General features: G+C 67.7%; 13 protein-coding genes. 6 read left to right on the forward strand and 7 right to left on the reverse strand.

Annotation, left to right across the window (positions count from 1 at the left end; all coding sequences use genetic code 11):
- Positions 1-57 precede the first annotated feature (57 nt).
- The gene (locus ACFVTE_RS19335) at positions 58-1,518 is read left to right on the forward strand and encodes an MFS transporter (RefSeq protein WP_387103167.1); all 1,461 of its coding nucleotides are present in this window, start codon (positions 58-60) and stop codon (positions 1,516-1,518) included.
- On the opposite strand, the gene ftsW is transcribed toward ACFVTE_RS19335, so the two are convergent.
- Entirely contained in the window at positions 1,515-2,750 is a 1,236-nt protein-coding gene (gene ftsW, locus ACFVTE_RS19340) for a putative lipid II flippase FtsW (protein ID WP_387103169.1), read from the reverse strand. The genes ACFVTE_RS19335 and ftsW overlap by 4 nt on opposite strands.
- Positions 2,751-2,894: 144 nt before the next feature.
- Positions 2,895-3,362 carry a CHAD domain-containing protein gene (locus ACFVTE_RS19345; RefSeq protein WP_387103171.1) on the reverse strand — a complete coding sequence of 156 codons (468 nt, stop codon included), beginning with the start codon at positions 3,360-3,362 and terminating at the stop codon, positions 2,895-2,897.
- Positions 3,363-3,587: 225 nt separating this feature from the next.
- Between ACFVTE_RS19345 and ACFVTE_RS19350 the strand changes: the two genes are divergently transcribed.
- Positions 3,588-4,208, forward strand: coding sequence for a dihydrofolate reductase family protein (locus ACFVTE_RS19350; protein WP_387103174.1), 621 nt, complete (start codon positions 3,588-3,590; stop codon positions 4,206-4,208).
- A gap of 17 nt (positions 4,209-4,225) precedes the next feature.
- Here the strand turns inward: ACFVTE_RS19350 and ACFVTE_RS19355 are convergent, their stop codons facing one another.
- The gene (locus ACFVTE_RS19355) at positions 4,226-5,539 is read right to left on the reverse strand and encodes an aspartate aminotransferase family protein (RefSeq protein ID WP_387103176.1); all 1,314 of its coding nucleotides are present in this window, start codon (positions 5,537-5,539) and stop codon (positions 4,226-4,228) included.
- A 204-nt stretch (positions 5,540-5,743) separates the two neighbouring features.
- Between ACFVTE_RS19355 and ACFVTE_RS19360 the strand changes: the two genes are divergently transcribed.
- Positions 5,744-6,379: a dihydrofolate reductase family protein gene (locus ACFVTE_RS19360; protein WP_387103406.1), complete on the forward strand. Its 636-nt coding sequence runs from the start codon at positions 5,744-5,746 to the stop codon at positions 6,377-6,379.
- A 112-nt stretch (positions 6,380-6,491) separates the two neighbouring features.
- Here the strand turns inward: ACFVTE_RS19360 and ACFVTE_RS19365 are convergent, their stop codons facing one another.
- Complete coding sequence (locus ACFVTE_RS19365) at positions 6,492-7,652, reverse strand: FAD-dependent oxidoreductase (RefSeq protein WP_387103179.1); 1,161 nt, start codon at positions 7,650-7,652, stop codon at positions 6,492-6,494.
- A gap of 130 nt (positions 7,653-7,782) precedes the next feature.
- On the opposite strand from ACFVTE_RS19365, the gene ACFVTE_RS19370 reads away from it, so the two are divergent.
- From ACFVTE_RS19370 to ribA, 3 genes are all read left to right on the forward strand, one after another.
- The gene (locus ACFVTE_RS19370) at positions 7,783-8,661 is read left to right on the forward strand and encodes a LysR family transcriptional regulator (protein ID WP_387103182.1); all 879 of its coding nucleotides are present in this window, start codon (positions 7,783-7,785) and stop codon (positions 8,659-8,661) included.
- A 27-nt stretch (positions 8,662-8,688) separates the two neighbouring features.
- Positions 8,689-8,922: a hypothetical protein gene (locus ACFVTE_RS19375; protein WP_387103183.1), complete on the forward strand. Its 234-nt coding sequence runs from the start codon at positions 8,689-8,691 to the stop codon at positions 8,920-8,922.
- A 70-nt stretch (positions 8,923-8,992) separates the two neighbouring features.
- Complete coding sequence (ribA, locus tag ACFVTE_RS19380) at positions 8,993-10,885, forward strand: GTP cyclohydrolase II RibA (protein WP_387103185.1); 1,893 nt, start codon at positions 8,993-8,995, stop codon at positions 10,883-10,885.
- A 40-nt stretch (positions 10,886-10,925) separates the two neighbouring features.
- On the opposite strand, the gene ACFVTE_RS19385 is transcribed toward ribA, so the two are convergent.
- Genes ACFVTE_RS19385 through ACFVTE_RS19395 form a run of 3 tightly spaced genes read right to left on the reverse strand, consistent with a single transcriptional unit; the run spans position 10,926 to position 13,941 of the window.
- Entirely contained in the window at positions 10,926-12,116 is a 1,191-nt protein-coding gene (locus ACFVTE_RS19385) for a cytochrome P450 (protein ID WP_387103187.1), read from the reverse strand.
- Entirely contained in the window at positions 12,113-12,787 is a 675-nt protein-coding gene (bioD, locus tag ACFVTE_RS19390) for a dethiobiotin synthase (RefSeq protein WP_387103190.1), read from the reverse strand. The genes ACFVTE_RS19385 and bioD overlap by 4 nt, the downstream gene beginning before the upstream one ends.
- On the reverse strand, positions 12,784-13,941 hold the full coding sequence (locus ACFVTE_RS19395; protein ID WP_387103409.1) for an 8-amino-7-oxononanoate synthase: 1,158 nt from the start codon (positions 13,939-13,941) through the stop codon (positions 12,784-12,786). Before ACFVTE_RS19395 ends, bioD begins: the two co-directional genes overlap by 4 nt.
- Position 13,942: the final 1 nt, after the last annotated feature.

Genomic DNA, 13,942 nt, shown 5'->3' on the forward strand with positions numbered 1-13,942 from the left:
GACCGGGCTGGGCTGTGCCCACTGACGGTACTTGACTGACGACGGGAATGAGATCGAATGACGACGACGGCTGCCGAAGGAGTCGGATTCCGTTCCCGGCGGGGACCCATCCTCATCGCCCTGATGCTCTCGACGGGCCTCGTGGCGATCGATTCGACCATCGTTGCGACGGCGGTGCCTTCGATCGTCGATGACGTTGGCGGCTTCACGTCGTTTCCGTGGCTCTTTTCGGCCTACCTGCTGGCACAGGCCGTCTCCGTGCCCGTCTACGCGAAACTCTCGGACGTCGTCGGCCGCAAGCCGATCATCCTCACCGGTATCGGCCTTTTCCTGCTTGGTTCGATCCTCTGCGGAGTGGCCTGGAGCATGCCCGCCCTGATCGCGTTCCGTGTGCTGCAGGGCCTGGGCGCCGGAGCTGTCCAGCCGGTGGCGATCACCATCGCCGGTGATATCTACTCGCTTGCCGAGCGGGCCAAGGTGCAGGGCTATCTTGCCAGCGTATGGGCGGTCTCCTCTGTTGTTGGCCCGACGCTCGGGGGCGTGTTCTCCTCGCTGGGCATCTGGCGCGGGATCTTCCTCGTTAACATCCCCCTGTGCCTCCTGGCCGGCTGGATGCTGGTCCGGACGTTCCACGAGAATGTCGAGCGCGCGAAGCACCGGGTGGACTATCTGGGGGCGGCCCTGCTGACAGTTTCGCTCAGCCTGCTCATCCTGGGTGCCCTCGAGGGTGGGCAGGCGTGGGCTTGGAACTCTCCCGTCAGCATCGCCGTCTTTGCCGTCGGGGCACTCTTGTTCGCTGTGTTCCTGCTCGTCGAGCGGAAGGCCGCGGAGCCTGTCCTGCCGCCGTGGGTCGTGTCCCGGCGACTGCTCGCGACGACGGCGATGATCTCGTTCGGCGTCGGTGCCGTCATGCTTGGCCTCACCTCCTATGTCCCCACGTTCCTCGAAGGGGCCCTCCGGACCTCCCCGATTCTGGCCGGGCTCGCCTTGGCGGCACTGACCATTGGCTGGCCGATCAGCGCGTCCCAGGCCGGCCGGTTCTATTTGCGGATCGGGTTCCGGAGGACCGCCCTGATCGGCGTCACGGTCACAGTCATGGGGACAGCCGTTCTGGCCCTGGCTGCCCCGGCGCCCAACATTTTGGTGGCAGCGGGAGGCTGCTTCGTCGTCGGACTTGGCCTGGGCCTGGTGGCGACCCCGAGCCTCATTGCCGCCCAGTCAAGCGTCGAATGGAATGAGCGCGGTGTCGTCACCGGCACCAATCTTTTCGCGCGCTCGATCGGCAGCTCCATCGGCGTCGCCGTATTCGGCGCGGTGGCCAACGCTATCTACGCCGGTGCCCCCGGCGGCGTCACCGCTCCGCAGACCATCGTGTCGGCGTCGACCGCCGTATTCATCGCCGTACTGGTCAGTGCCGTACTCACCGTGGTTGCCGTTGTCGCGATGCCCTCCGTGGACAGCAAGAGCGCAGCTCCCGGCGCGGCCGCCAAGGCCAGCGCGTCGGCCGCACAGGACTAAGGCCGGACTCGCCCCGCGGGCGCAGCCAGCCGCTGCCTCTTCGGCCGGACAGCTTCAACAGGCTGCGGGCGGGTGACGGCCAGGATCATGCCGATGCCGGCCAGGGAAGAGATCATCGCTGAGCCGCCGTAGGAGATGAACGGCAGGGGTACGCCAATGACGGGAAGCAGGCCGGTGACCATGGCGATGTTCACAACGGCCTGGCCGATGATCCACGTGATCACGCTGGAGGAGACAATGCGGGCAAACGTGTCCCGGGTCCGGGCAATGACCTTGAACACTGCGATGCCGAGGACCGTAAACAGCACGAGCACCAGGAGGGTTCCGGCCAGGCCGAGTTCCTCGCCGAGGATCGTGAAGATGAAGTCATTATGGGCTTCGGGGATCCAGTTCCATTTTTGCCTGCTCTGCCCCAGGCCGACGCCGAACCAGCCGCCGGAGGCCAGGGCGTACTGGCCGTGCAGCGCCTGGTAGCCGACGCCTTGGGAATCGTCCGCGGAACCCGCACCGAGCCAGGACGAAATGCGGGACACGCGGTTCCCGCTGGTGGCCGCCAGGACGAGTGCCAGCACTGTTGCGGCGATGCCCGCGACACCGAAGACTTTCATCCGTACGCCGCCGTAAAACATTGTGGCGGCGAGGATCATCATGATGATCATGGCCGTGCCCAGGTCATGGCCAAAGGCGACGAGCCCGATGATGATGGCGCCGGTCGGCAGCAGCAACGGGACGACGGCGTGCTTCGACTCGTGCAGGAGGGCCTGCTTGCGGGACAGGACGGCCGCCGCCCAGACGATGAGCGCGAGCTTGGCGAACTCGGACGGCTGGACCGTGAACCCGCCGAAGCCCAGCCAGTTGCGGTTGCCGTTCACGGTCATGCCCAGGGGCGTGAACACCAGGCCGAGGGCTACGACGGCGGCACCCAGGAGAGGCCAGGCGAGCCAGCGGATATGCCGGGTCCGGAGGCGTGCCAGCCCGAACATGATGGCTATCCCGGCTGCCGTCCACATGGCCTGCTTCAGCGGAAGGTCGTACGGGTTTTTTCCGGCCGCAACGGACTCCACTGAGGACGCGGAGGCCACCTCGATGAGGCCGAGCGCTGCCAGGACCAGCACGACTGCCAGGATGACCGGCCGGGTGCGGTCCCCGGACTCATCACCGAGCCAGCGCCCGATGCGGGGCAGGATGTCACCGCGACCCGTCTCCGTGCCTGACGGAAGTCTTACGGTCATTTGGGCATCACTTGTTTCCTTCCACGGGTCCGGCCCTGCTCCGGGCCGTTCCGGGAAGGAGAAACCCACCGGGGAGAAATCATACGTCCTGGCGGGCTGGATGCGGTGCTTTTCCTGGCTCCGGTGCGGTGCCGGGTACGGCCGTCATCCCCGGTAGAGATGCCGGCCGTAGAGGTGGCTGCGCCGCGTCTGCGTGACCGGGGGAGCGGAACACAGCCGCTGGAGGTCGGCGACCAGCCGGAAATACCTGTCGGTTTCGAGGGCGGCCAGTGCCCTGTCGTAGGCGGCTTCGTAGGCGGATCCCAGGGCGGTGCCCCGAGTGTTGGACCGGTCCGGATCATGCACCGGTGTGCAGCGGCTGAGTGGAGCCAGGGATTCGGAGAGCCATGTCAGCTCTGCACGGAGCCCGTCCACCGCAGTCCTGTCAAAGACCCTGCGGTCCCCGAGAACTGACCAGACCCGGCCCGCGGCGGCGCTCATGGCAGCGGAAGCGTCCTGCTCGCCGGACCGCACGCTGGGATCGTAACGGAGCAGCGCGGCAACCTGATCGAAAAGGAAGGACGACTCCACCGGCCCCGCTTGGTGGTGGGTTTTCTCCAGAGCTTTCAGCATTTTTCTGTCCCGACTGTCCCGATGCCCGGGCCAAAAGAAGGCCCAGATGACTTGATCGCCTTCGATATCTTCATAGTGATGCGAGGACCTGAGACAGCCATGAGAAGCCTGTGAGGGTCTTCTCATCCGCAGTGCCGTTGGACTCGGTGCCGTGGGTGTCTATGCTGATGCTTGCCAGCAGGCTCACCGCGAGGCGACGGAGGCCGCCATGGGGAGGTAGCGCAAATGACTGAAGGTATGGGCCGGGTGGTCTGCGACGTCACGGTCACGGCCGACGGATACTCGGCCGGACTCAACCAGACCGAGCAGCGCCCATTCGGTGACGACGGCGGGGACGGCAGCGGCGACGCACTGCACGCGTGGATGTTCAAAACTCCCGACGAGAACCGGGCGGAAATCGACCAGATCGTCGCCGCCAAGGCATTCATCATGGGACGCAACATGTTCGGCCCGGTCCGTGGTGAGTGGGACCGGCAGTGGAATGGGTGGTGGGGCGAGGACCCGCCGTTCCATGGCCCGGTCTTCGTGCTCACGCACCACGCCCGCGAACCCCAGCCGATGGACGGCGGCACCACGTTCCACTTCGTCACCGACGGCATCGAGTCGGCGCTGGCTAAGGCCCGCGCGGCGGCCGGCGGCGGAGACGTCGCGATCGGGGGCGGCGCCACGACCATCAACCAGTACCTCGCCGCCGGCCTGATCGACGAGCTGCGCGTGCATATAGCACCGCTCACCTTTGGCGCCGGCACGCGGCTGTTTGAGGGCGTGCCGCCGCTGAAGCTCGAGCAGGTGAAGTCGCGGGCGGCGAGCCTGGTCACCCACGTGACCTACCGTGTGCTCTCCTGATCCGGTCTGCTCAGGTTTCAGCTCAGGTACGCGTCGGCCACAGACAGTGCCTCGTCCAGGATGGCGACGCCCGCGGCCGCATCGGCGTCGCTGACGTTGAGGGGTGGAGCGACGTTGACACGGTTGCCCTGGACCAGCGGCAAAAGCCCCCGGTCCAGGCACGCCCTGGCGACGGCGATCATCGGCGCATTGTCAGCGGCTGTTGCTCCGGCGCGCACGAGCGGCTCTTTCGTCTGCCGGTTCCTTACCAGCTCCAGGCTCCAGAGGCCGCCGATGCCCCGCGCATCCCCCACGGACTCGTGCTTCTCGGCCAACCCTCTGAGTGCCGGCCCAAGGACATCGTTGCCAAGGCGGGCAGCTGCCGCCGCGGTCCCTTCCTCGTGCATCGCATTGATGGCGCCGACCGCTGCTGCGCAGGCAAGGGGGTGGCCGCTGTAGGTCATGCCGGCCGGGTAAGGGCGTTTGGTGAACGCCTCATAGATTCCGTCGCCCACCAGGACCCCGCCCAGCGGAACGTACCCGGAGTTGACCCCCTTGGCGAACGCCATCAGGTCTGGTGCCACACCGGCGTGGTCCACGCCGAACCAGGCTCCGGTGCGGCAAAAGCCCACCATCACCTCGTCGGCGATGTAGACGATGCCGTGGCGGTCGCACAACTCGCGAACCCCGCGGAGGTAGCCGGGCGGCGGCACGATGACTCCCGAACTGCCCACGACTGATTCCAGGACCAGGCCGGCGATCGTCGTCGGGCCTTCCAGAAGGATCACCTGCTCGAGATGGGCCAGCGCCCGCTCGGACTCTTCCTGCAGTGTCTGCGAACCGAAGGCCGACCGGTACAGGAAAGGACCGAAGAAGTGGACAGCGCCCGCCGCACCCGTGTCCGACGCCCAGCGGCGCGGGTCGCCCGTCAGGTGGATCGATGTGGTGGTCGAGCCGTGATAGGAGCGGTAGGCGGCGAGCACCTTGGGCCGTCCCGTATAAAGTCGCGCCATCCGCACCGCATGCTCGATGGCCTCGGTCCCGCCGGTGGTGAACAGCACGTGCCCCAGGTGCTCCGGTGCCACCTCTATGATTAGCCGGGCCGCTTCGCCCCGTACATCGGATGCGTGGCCCGGGGCGAGGGTGCACAAGCGGTCGGCCTGCTCCTTGATTGCGGCAACGATGCGCGGATGCTGGTGGCCGAGGTTGGTGAACACCAGCTGCGAGCTGAAGTCCAGGTAGCGCCGTCCGTCGACGTCGACGACGTGGCTTCCTGAGCCCCCGACCAGCGTGGGCACCTCGCGCTGCCCCTGCACAACCCACGGGTGGAAGACCAGATCGTCGGGATTCATGACATCCTCCGTTGCTTGCGTGCCCGGTTGTTTGCTGCCGGGCGTTTCGCTCCACGGCTTCACCTTGGCACCTTCCAGCGGCAGTTTCCAGATGGCGCGGGCCCTTGAACGGCCGCTCACTCCGTGGATAGCATTGCCGCCACGGGCGTCGACGGCCGGAGCGTTCCGGTGGCCCTTAACGTCGGTCAGATCGAGGAGACGGCCATGGGCGGGACAACTGCAGAAACGTCATCAGCGGAACTGATGGTCGACCTGATCATTTCCCTGGACGGATATGCGTCGGCTGAGGGGTGGCCCGGCTGGTGGGGACTGGAGGGCCCGGAATACCTGGCCTGGCTCGGGGAGGAGGGAAAGAAGAACTACACCTTCCTCCTGGGCGCCAACACCTACCGGGTGATGTCCGGCATGTCCGGGGAGGCCGCGGCCGGGGGCTCTGAATTTTCCGAGGACGAGGGAGCAGCCCTGACGGGCCTCGACGCCGTGCCCAAGGTGGTCTTCTCCTCCACCCTGCAGGCACCCCTGGAATGGGCCAATTCGGAGCTGGTGGCCGGCAACGCCGTCGAAGCCGTGAGGGAGATGAAACGGACCGGGACACGGCCTTTGAGCACCCTGGGCAGCCTCAGCCTCTGCCGGTCGCTGCTGACCGCCGGTCTCGTGGACAGGTTCAGGCTGGTTGTCTTCCCGGTGATCACGGGCCGCACCGGGCGGGAGCGCATTTACGACGGCTATCCGGACGTCTCGCTGGAGATGGTGGACAGCCGGACCTTCGACGGCAGGCTTCAGCTCCTCGAGTACGTCCCCACGGTGATTGACGGCCCGCCGGGCGGCGGTCCTGGGTAGGGCAGCCCGGGCGGACCCAGACCAAGATGGGACCCGCCCGAAGCTGCCCGCGGCAAAGCCCGGGCGGCGCCTGTTGCTGTCGATGCCGGGGGCAGGGCAGTGGTGCCGGGGGTTATGCGTGCGCCCCGGTTGCTGCCTGCGCCTGGGCTGCGAGCCGGAACTGGTCCGGGACGGTGCCTGTACCGGTTGCCAGGTCAGCCGCGAGCCGGCCGATCAGCGGGGCAAACTTGGCGCCGTGGCCCGAGCAGGGGGAGAGGATGGTGATGCCGTCGGCGCGGTCGAGGATGAAGTCCTCCGTGGGGGCGTTGGTGAAGAGGCAGGTGGTCTCTGCGTAGGGCTCGGGGACGAGGCCCGGCAGGTACTGTTCCACGTACTCGATGACCCGGCGTCGGTTGTCCGGGTTGATCTGGCCGTCCTGGTCGGCAGCGGAGGGCAGGATCTTCCCGCCGTTGTATTCGGCGACCTTCTGGCCGCGGAATCCGGCATCGCGTCCGCCCGGCAGGCCGTACGCCTGCCAGCCTGCACGCTTGTGAATGAATGTGGGCCACGGCGAGGCGTCGTGGTCCGTGCCCTCCGCGTAGGGGAAGTGGTAGGCCTGTTCCTGCCGCACCTCGATCGCGGGCATGCCGGCCAGGAAGGAAGAGGGCAGCGACAGCGATCCCAGCAGTTGGGGGAGCCAGCCGCCGGCCGCAACAATCACGTTGGCGGCCCGCAGCGACCTACCGTCCCCGGAGGTCAGCACGTAGCCGCCGTTTGATGCGGTGATCGAGGCGACCGCCCAGTTGTTGTGGAGCTCGGCCCCGTGGGCCACGGCCTGGTCCACCATGGAGGCGACGGATTCGTGCGCGTCGATGACGCCGGCGTCCGGGTGCCACAAGACTTGCGTGTCGAAGGCAATGTGCGGCCAGCGGAGCCTTGCCTCGTCGGCAGTGAGGAGTTCGTGCTCGATTCCGCGGGCTTCGAGCACCGCCGCCAGGCGTTCGGGTTGGCGGATGTTGCCGTAATCGACGGCGCCTGTGGGGGTGATGAGCTGCTTGCCGCTGAGGGCGGCCAGTTCGTCCCACCCGGTCTTCGCCTCCTGGACAAGGCCCGTGTAGAACTCCTCGGGATAGGCGTAGCGGAAAATGCGCGCGGAGCCGTGGGAGCTGCCTGCATCGTTGGCGGGGGTTGAACGTTCGAGCACGGCAACGTCGTGCCCGCGGGCGGCGAGATGCCAGGCGGTGGCAGCTCCGGAAAGCCCTGCACCGACGACGGCGTATTCGGTCGATTCCATGGGGTGGCTCCTCTTGGCGGGGATGGTCAATGGGGCAGTGCCCCTCTGCCCCTCCAGTAACTCACCCGCTTATCCCCCCGGTCCAATATCATTTGACTTGTAATTATTAGCCTCTGTCGAAAGAATCTTCATGGAACTCAGACAGCTCAGGTACTTCCTCGTCGTCGCGGACGAGCTGCACTTCGGCCGCGCCGCCGAACGCCTGCACATCACCCAGCCACCGCTGACCGTCGCCGTCAAGGGGCTCGAGCGCGAACTGGGGGTCCAGCTGTTCGACCGCACCACCCGCCGTGTGACGCTGACGGCGGCCGGCCAAGCATTCAAGGACCGCATCCAGGCTGCCGTTGCGGACCTGGACGACGCCGCCGGGGATGTTGCCGACGTCGCTGCCGGCAAGAGCGGCAAGATCAGGGTGGGCTTCGTCAGTTCCGCCAGCTACACCACCGTGCCCGAAGCCATCCGCGCCTTCCGGCAGCAGCGTCCCCGCATTGACCTCGTGCTGCATCCGCTCACCAGCGGGGAACAGATTGAGCAGCTGCTGGACGGAAACCTCGACCTGGGTTTGATCCGGGATCCGGGTGACGTGCCCGGACTGAACCTCGAACTGCTGAGCACGGAAGACCTGGTGGTGGTCCTTCCGGAAACCCACCGTCTGGCGGCGGCGACGGAGGTCCGCCCCGGGGACCTCGAAGGGGAGCCCATGATCCTGTTTCCTTACCGGCTGATGCCCGGGTTCGTGGCAAGGGTGCTGCGGCTCTTCGAGTCCCTGCCCACCCCGCCCGTCGCCGTCCAGCAGGCCATCCACCAGGAAACTGTCCTCGGCCTCGTTGCCGCGGGGTTGGGAGTATCAGTACTCCCCGAGTCGGTGCAGCGCTTCCAGATGCCGGGCGTCACCACGCGCCGGTTTGTAGACAGGCCCCAGACTGAGCTTCACGTGGCCCGCGCTTTTGGCACGTCACCCGCCGTGGACGACTTCGTCCGCTGCCTCCGGGGAGAGAATCCCGACTAGCCCTTGCGTCATCACACACCGGGAGCCATGGTCACCTACCTGCATTCCCCAAGAACGCGACAACCGACTCCATCCGCGCACAAGATGCAGGCTCTGCCGCGCGAGCCCGCCGCCAACGTCGAAGTCGGCACGGTCACCCGCACCGGCGTTCGGGTTCAACGCATCTGGGCCGCTGCAACGCCCGGCAGCACGACGTTAACCATCGCCTTCCAGGTGTGCCGCTCATGTGCTTCACACGGTCGGATCGAGGAAATTACTTGAAGCTTGAACTAAATGGCGCTACGGTTAGTAAAAGCTTCAAGTAATTTTCGTGGAAGGCCGAGGATCGCAGATGACCGCTTGTGTTGAAACCGCCCTGCAGGCTGCAGTGCCACCAACTGGCGCTGCGCCTAACGACGGCGGGGCGCGCAGCCGGGTCAGCGTGCGCAGCCAGGTCACTGTGCCGTTGCGCTTTCCGGACGGATTCAGCACCACTGCCGAGGTACTGACGTTCCGCGGCCTCGCGGACGGCAAGGAACATCTGTTGCTCGCCCTGGGTCAGTGGGAACAGCAGCTCCTGGCACACGATGTGCCGCTGGTCCGGCTGCACAGCGAATGCATGACCGGCGACGTGTTCGGCAGCCAGCGCTGTGACTGCGGGCCGCAGCTGCGCGAGGCCGTGGAGGAGATCGCCGCGGCCGGCGGATTCCTGCTATACCTCCGCCAGGAGGGCCGCGGCATCGGGCTGTACTCCAAGCTGGACGCATACGCCCTGCAGGACACGGGCCTCGATACGTACGACGCCAACCTGGCCCTGGGGCACGGCGAGGACGAGCGCGACTACACAGCGGCCGGCCAGATGCTGGGTGCTCTCGGCGCCGCCCGGATCCGTCTCCTGAGCAACAACCCGGACAAGGCTGAACAGCTGACGGCCCTCGGCATAGACGTCACCGAACAGGTACCCACCGCGGTGTACCTCTCGCCGGCCAACCATGGATATCTGGCGGCAAAGCGGGACCGTACCGCACATACGCTGGAACTCCCGGGGGCCGGCGTCGGACCCGTAGTCCCGGTGCCGGGAGGCACCGTTCCGAGCCACGACGAGATGCTCAGCCGCGTTGACGGCCTGGTTCCCCCGCTGCGGGAGCGGGCGGAGGAAACGGAGCGGCTGCGCCACCTCCCGGAATCCACGATGAATGAGCTGAAGGACGCCGGCGTGTTCCGGATCCTGGCCCCGAAGGAGCTGGGCGGATACGGCATGGGCGTGGAAACCTATGCTGAGGTCATCCGCCGGCTTGCCCGGGGCTGCGCCTCGACGGCGTGGACGGCCGGGCACCTGATCGAGCACGTCTGGATGCTGGCCCGCTGGCCCCAACGGGTGCAGGACGAAGTCTTCGCCGACGGGCCTGCTCCGCTGGCCGCGGCCACGAGCGCTCCCGTGGGCTCGGCCAGGAAGGTGCCGGGCGGATTCTCGATTTCGGGCCACTGGAGCTTCGCGTCCGGGGTCATGCATTCGGAGTGGGCCCTGCTGGCGGTGGACTCCGACGGCGTCCGTCTGCAGTGTCTCGTTCCGGTCGCCGAGCTGGACCTGCTGGATATGTGGCACACGGACGGGCTGCGGGGAACGGGCAGCAACGACCTGCGGGCGATGGATCTGTTTGTGCCGGTGTACCGTGCCATGGACTGGACCCTCCTGACCGCCGCGGACAACCCGGGCAGCCTGATCCACGAGGACCCGATGATCCACACCCCCATGGCAACACTGTTGAACCTGGTGGCACCCGCGGCCGCGCTGGGAGCCGCTGAATACGCCGTCGACGTCTTCAGGGAAAACATCCTGGTGCGCAGGGTGAAGAACACCGTTGACAACCGCCAGGCCGATTCACCGCTGGCGCAGGCCCGCTTCTCGAAAGCGCACGGATCGGTGGCAACGGCGCGCCTGCACTGGCAGGAGGCCGTCAGGACGGTGGCTGAATCCCATCGGCGCCGGCCATCAACTCTGACGGACGAGGAACGCGCCGGCTACCGGCTCTCCCTTGCGCTCAGCGGGGAGGCAGCGGAGGAAGCTGTCCGGCTCACCGTCGCGGGCTCGGGTGGGAGTGCCCACCGGCTGTCGCATCCACTCCAGCGTATTCAGCGCGACGTGAATGTGCTCCTCAACCACCCGACCCTGAGCCTGGATCCGATCCTTGAGCAGGCGGGCCGGGGCTTGCTGGGGCTTGGGTTAACGGTGTCCTCCTTCTAGCCGGGGTCCTTCCGCCCAGCACGGTTTGCCAGCGGCGCCGTCAGCCTGCCGGACTCACCACGCTGACGGTCCGGGGTGCCTGAAACGACAGGAGGCGGATCCATTCCGATTCGTGGTCCCGCAACTGAATCCCTGGCAGTGCCGCAGCGGTTTCCTGGACGATGATGGCGGCTTCCAGCTCGGCGAGCTTCGCTCCGAGGCAACGGTGGATGCCCGAACCGAAGACCAGGCCGGTTGACGGTCCGCGCCCGGCCTGCTCGTGCGGGGACGTGCTTGCCTGGTCAGCGGCCGCCGTGATCCGGTTGCCGGACAGTTCAAGGAGTATCTCCGTACCGGCCGGGATCCGGGCGCCGCTGAGGATGGTTTCGTGGTCGGTCACGCGGCGCCACGTCGGAACGGATGATTCGCTGGCGAGCACGTGCCACACCACTGACTTGGCGCCGGCTTCCGAGGCCGCGTCCTTCCAGCACACAGGTGCGGCACCCTCCAGCAGCCGGAACAGCGTGGTGCTGATCAGCTGCGTTGTGGTTTCCTGCCCGGCAATCAGCAGGAAGTAGCCGAGCGAGCACATCTCCGTCCTCGAGAGGCCGTGCCCGGCCAGCGACTTGAACAGGTTGCGTCCCGGGGCCGCCACGGATTCGGCGACGAGCCGACGCAGCCAGACATAGAACTCGGCGGCACTGCTGGCCAATTGAAGCTGCCGTTCCGGGCTTGGCCACCCCCAGAACAGCTCCATGGACTCCAGGCCCCAGCGCTTGAGATCGGCAAGATCCCGCACGGGCAGCCCGAGGAGTTCAAGCATCACGACGGCGGGCGGAACTGCCGCCACCGCCTGCACGAGGTCCGCATGTCCGTTTCTGGCGAGCTGCTCCGCGGCTTTGGCGGCCGCTTCCCGGGCCAGTTCCCGGATTCGCGGTTCCATCGCGGCGACTGTGGCGGGTGTGAAGAAGCCTGCCACCACCCTGCGGATTCCGCCGTGGGTACCGGTGTCGTTGCTGGCCAGGACGGGAGGTAACGCAAAGCCCACCCGCTGCAGAGCGCGCAGGGCCGGTCCCTCCAGTGCAGTCACCGCCACCAGCGCATTAGCGGGGCTGAAGTCGGCGGGCCGGTGCAGGACATCACGGACCGCATCCGGGTCCCGGACCACGAGGTAGGGGCACCTGGACCCGTCGGGAGCATGTGCCGGGGGCTCCGCCATCGCCGTCGCGGCCGTCGTCGCCGTCGGGGTCATGCGGGCACCCCGTTCAGCCATGCGGCGGCGCCGGCGCGGAAGTCGGCCGGGGACAGTTCCGAGGCGCGCTCGGGCAGGGCCCCGATGACGGGAACAAGCAGTGACCCGAGCACCTGCCGGTTGCTGTGGTGTACCGCGTCGGGGCGGGCGGGCCAGCTGCCGAGCACGACGCCGAGGACATCCAGCCCGCGGGCGGCCAGTGCCTCGAGGGTCAGGGCGGTGTGGTTCAAGGTGCCCAGCCCCGGCCGGGCGACGACCATAAACGGCGCCGCCAGCAGCGATCCGAGGTCAGCCAGGGTGCTGCCGTCCGAATCCAGCTCCACCAGCAGGCCGCCGGCGCCCTCCACCAGGACGTGGTCGTGGGTTGCAGTGAGTCCGCGGATCCGCTCTGCATGCCAAGCCACAGGTGGCAGGGGAGTTCCGTCGATGGCGGCGGCCGCCACGGGAGCCATGGCTTCCTGAAGAACGATGCCGGCTTCGGCCGGCACGCCGGCGAGCCGGAGGACTTCGGCTGCGTCGGAGTCGCCGTCGGCGGCACCCGACTGGCACGGCTTGTAAACCGCCACGCTGCGTCCCTTTGCGTTCAGGGCGGCGGCGAGGGCCGCCGTCGTGATGGTTTTGCCGACGCCGGTGTCCGTTCCGGTGACCAGAATGACGGGGGACAGGTTCATGGAAGCTCCTCCAAAATGCCGCGCAGCACTGCGCAGCTGTCTTCGATTTCTTCGGGTGTGAGGGTGGCGCGGGCGGTGAGCCGCAGCCGCGGGATCCCGTCAGGAACGGACGGCGGGCGGAAACAGCCGATCCGGACGCCGGTGCGGCGCGCAGATTCGGCGGCGGCCAGGGCCGATTCCGCGGACGGCATGGGGATGGACTGCACGGCCCCTGCTCTCGGATCCGCCATGACACCGCGGCTGGCGAGGGCTGGCGCAAGCCCGGCGGCCAGCGCTGCCGCGTTGCCGTGCACGGATCCCGCCCGCCACGGCTCGTCCGTGAGGATCTGCACCGCGGCGAGGGCGGCCGCGGCGGACGCCGGTGCCAGACCGGTGTCGAAAATGAAGCTGCGGGCACGGTTGAGGAGGTGCTCCCGCAGCAGCCCGGATCCCAGGACGGCGCCGCCCTGGCTGCCCAGCGCCTTGGACAGCGTGGCCGTCACGATCACGTTGGGGTGCCCGGCAAGCGCGGTCCCGGCGACAGAACCTCGCCCCTGGAAGGCGCCGCTGCCGGTGACACCGAGGCTGTGGGCCTCGTCGATGAGCAGCATGGCGTCGTCCTGCTCGGCCATGGCCAGCAGCGCAGCGAGCGGCGCCTCGTCGCCGAGGACGCTGTAGACGGATTCGACGGCGATGATCGCCCGCGGTTCCTTACGGCCGGCGAGCAGCCGGCCGGCTTCCGCCACGCTGTTGTGCGCGAAGGACTCGGTGCGCGAGCGGCTGAGCCGGAATCCGTCGATCATCGAGGCGTGGCAGTGCTCGTCCGCTACGATCAGGGTCCCCGGACCGCCCAGCGCCGTGATCACCCCGATATTGGCCAGGTAGCCGGAGGAGAAGACCAGCGCCGCTTCCATCCCGGCCACGGTGGCCAGTTCCCGCTCCAGGTCCAGGTGCAGGTTTGTGGTTCCGGCGACCAGGCGCGAGGAGGTGGCGCCGGCGCCCCACCGTGTCGCGGCCTCCGCGGCTGCCCCGGTGACCCGCGGGTCCGTGGCAAGGCCCAGGTAGTCGTTGCTGGCCAGGTCGATGAACCGTTCGCGCGCGGCACGGGGAAGCGGACGGCGGACCTGGCCCCGGCGTTCCCGGACGGCGGCCTGCCGCTCGAGCCACTGGGTCATC

The sequence above is a fragment of the Arthrobacter sp. NPDC058097 genome, from assembly GCF_042884885.1.
In the GTDB taxonomy this organism is placed as follows: domain Bacteria; phylum Actinomycetota; class Actinomycetes; order Actinomycetales; family Micrococcaceae; genus Arthrobacter.

Bases quoted from the DNA above. Each gene is read 5' to 3' on its own strand.
- ACFVTE_RS19375 (WP_387103183.1), top strand. From the start codon at position 8,689: ATGGTCACCTACCTGCATTCCCCAAGAACGCGACAACCGACTCCATCC.
- ACFVTE_RS19355 (WP_387103176.1), bottom strand. From the start codon at position 5,539: ATGAATCCCGACGATCTGGTCTTCCACCCGTGGGTTGTGCAGGGGCAG.
- ACFVTE_RS19335 (WP_387103167.1), top strand. From the start codon at position 58: ATGACGACGACGGCTGCCGAAGGAGTCGGATTCCGTTCCCGGCGGGGA.
- ACFVTE_RS19350 (WP_387103174.1), top strand. From the start codon at position 3,588: ATGACTGAAGGTATGGGCCGGGTGGTCTGCGACGTCACGGTCACGGCC.
- ACFVTE_RS19365 (WP_387103179.1), bottom strand. From the start codon at position 7,652: ATGGAATCGACCGAATACGCCGTCGTCGGTGCAGGGCTTTCCGGAGCT.
- ACFVTE_RS19370 (WP_387103182.1), top strand. From the start codon at position 7,783: ATGGAACTCAGACAGCTCAGGTACTTCCTCGTCGTCGCGGACGAGCTG.
- ACFVTE_RS19345 (WP_387103171.1), bottom strand. From the start codon at position 3,362: ATGCTGAAAGCTCTGGAGAAAACCCACCACCAAGCGGGGCCGGTGGAG.
- bioD (WP_387103190.1), bottom strand. From the start codon at position 12,787: ATGAACCTGTCCCCCGTCATTCTGGTCACCGGAACGGACACCGGCGTC.
- ACFVTE_RS19360 (WP_387103406.1), top strand. From the start codon at position 5,744: ATGGGCGGGACAACTGCAGAAACGTCATCAGCGGAACTGATGGTCGAC.
- ACFVTE_RS19395 (WP_387103409.1), bottom strand. From the start codon at position 13,941: ATGACCCAGTGGCTCGAGCGGCAGGCCGCCGTCCGGGAACGCCGGGGC.
- ftsW (WP_387103169.1), bottom strand. From the start codon at position 2,750: ATGACCGTAAGACTTCCGTCAGGCACGGAGACGGGTCGCGGTGACATC.
- ACFVTE_RS19385 (WP_387103187.1), bottom strand. From the start codon at position 12,116: ATGACCCCGACGGCGACGACGGCCGCGACGGCGATGGCGGAGCCCCCG.
- ribA (WP_387103185.1), top strand. From the start codon at position 8,993: ATGACCGCTTGTGTTGAAACCGCCCTGCAGGCTGCAGTGCCACCAACT.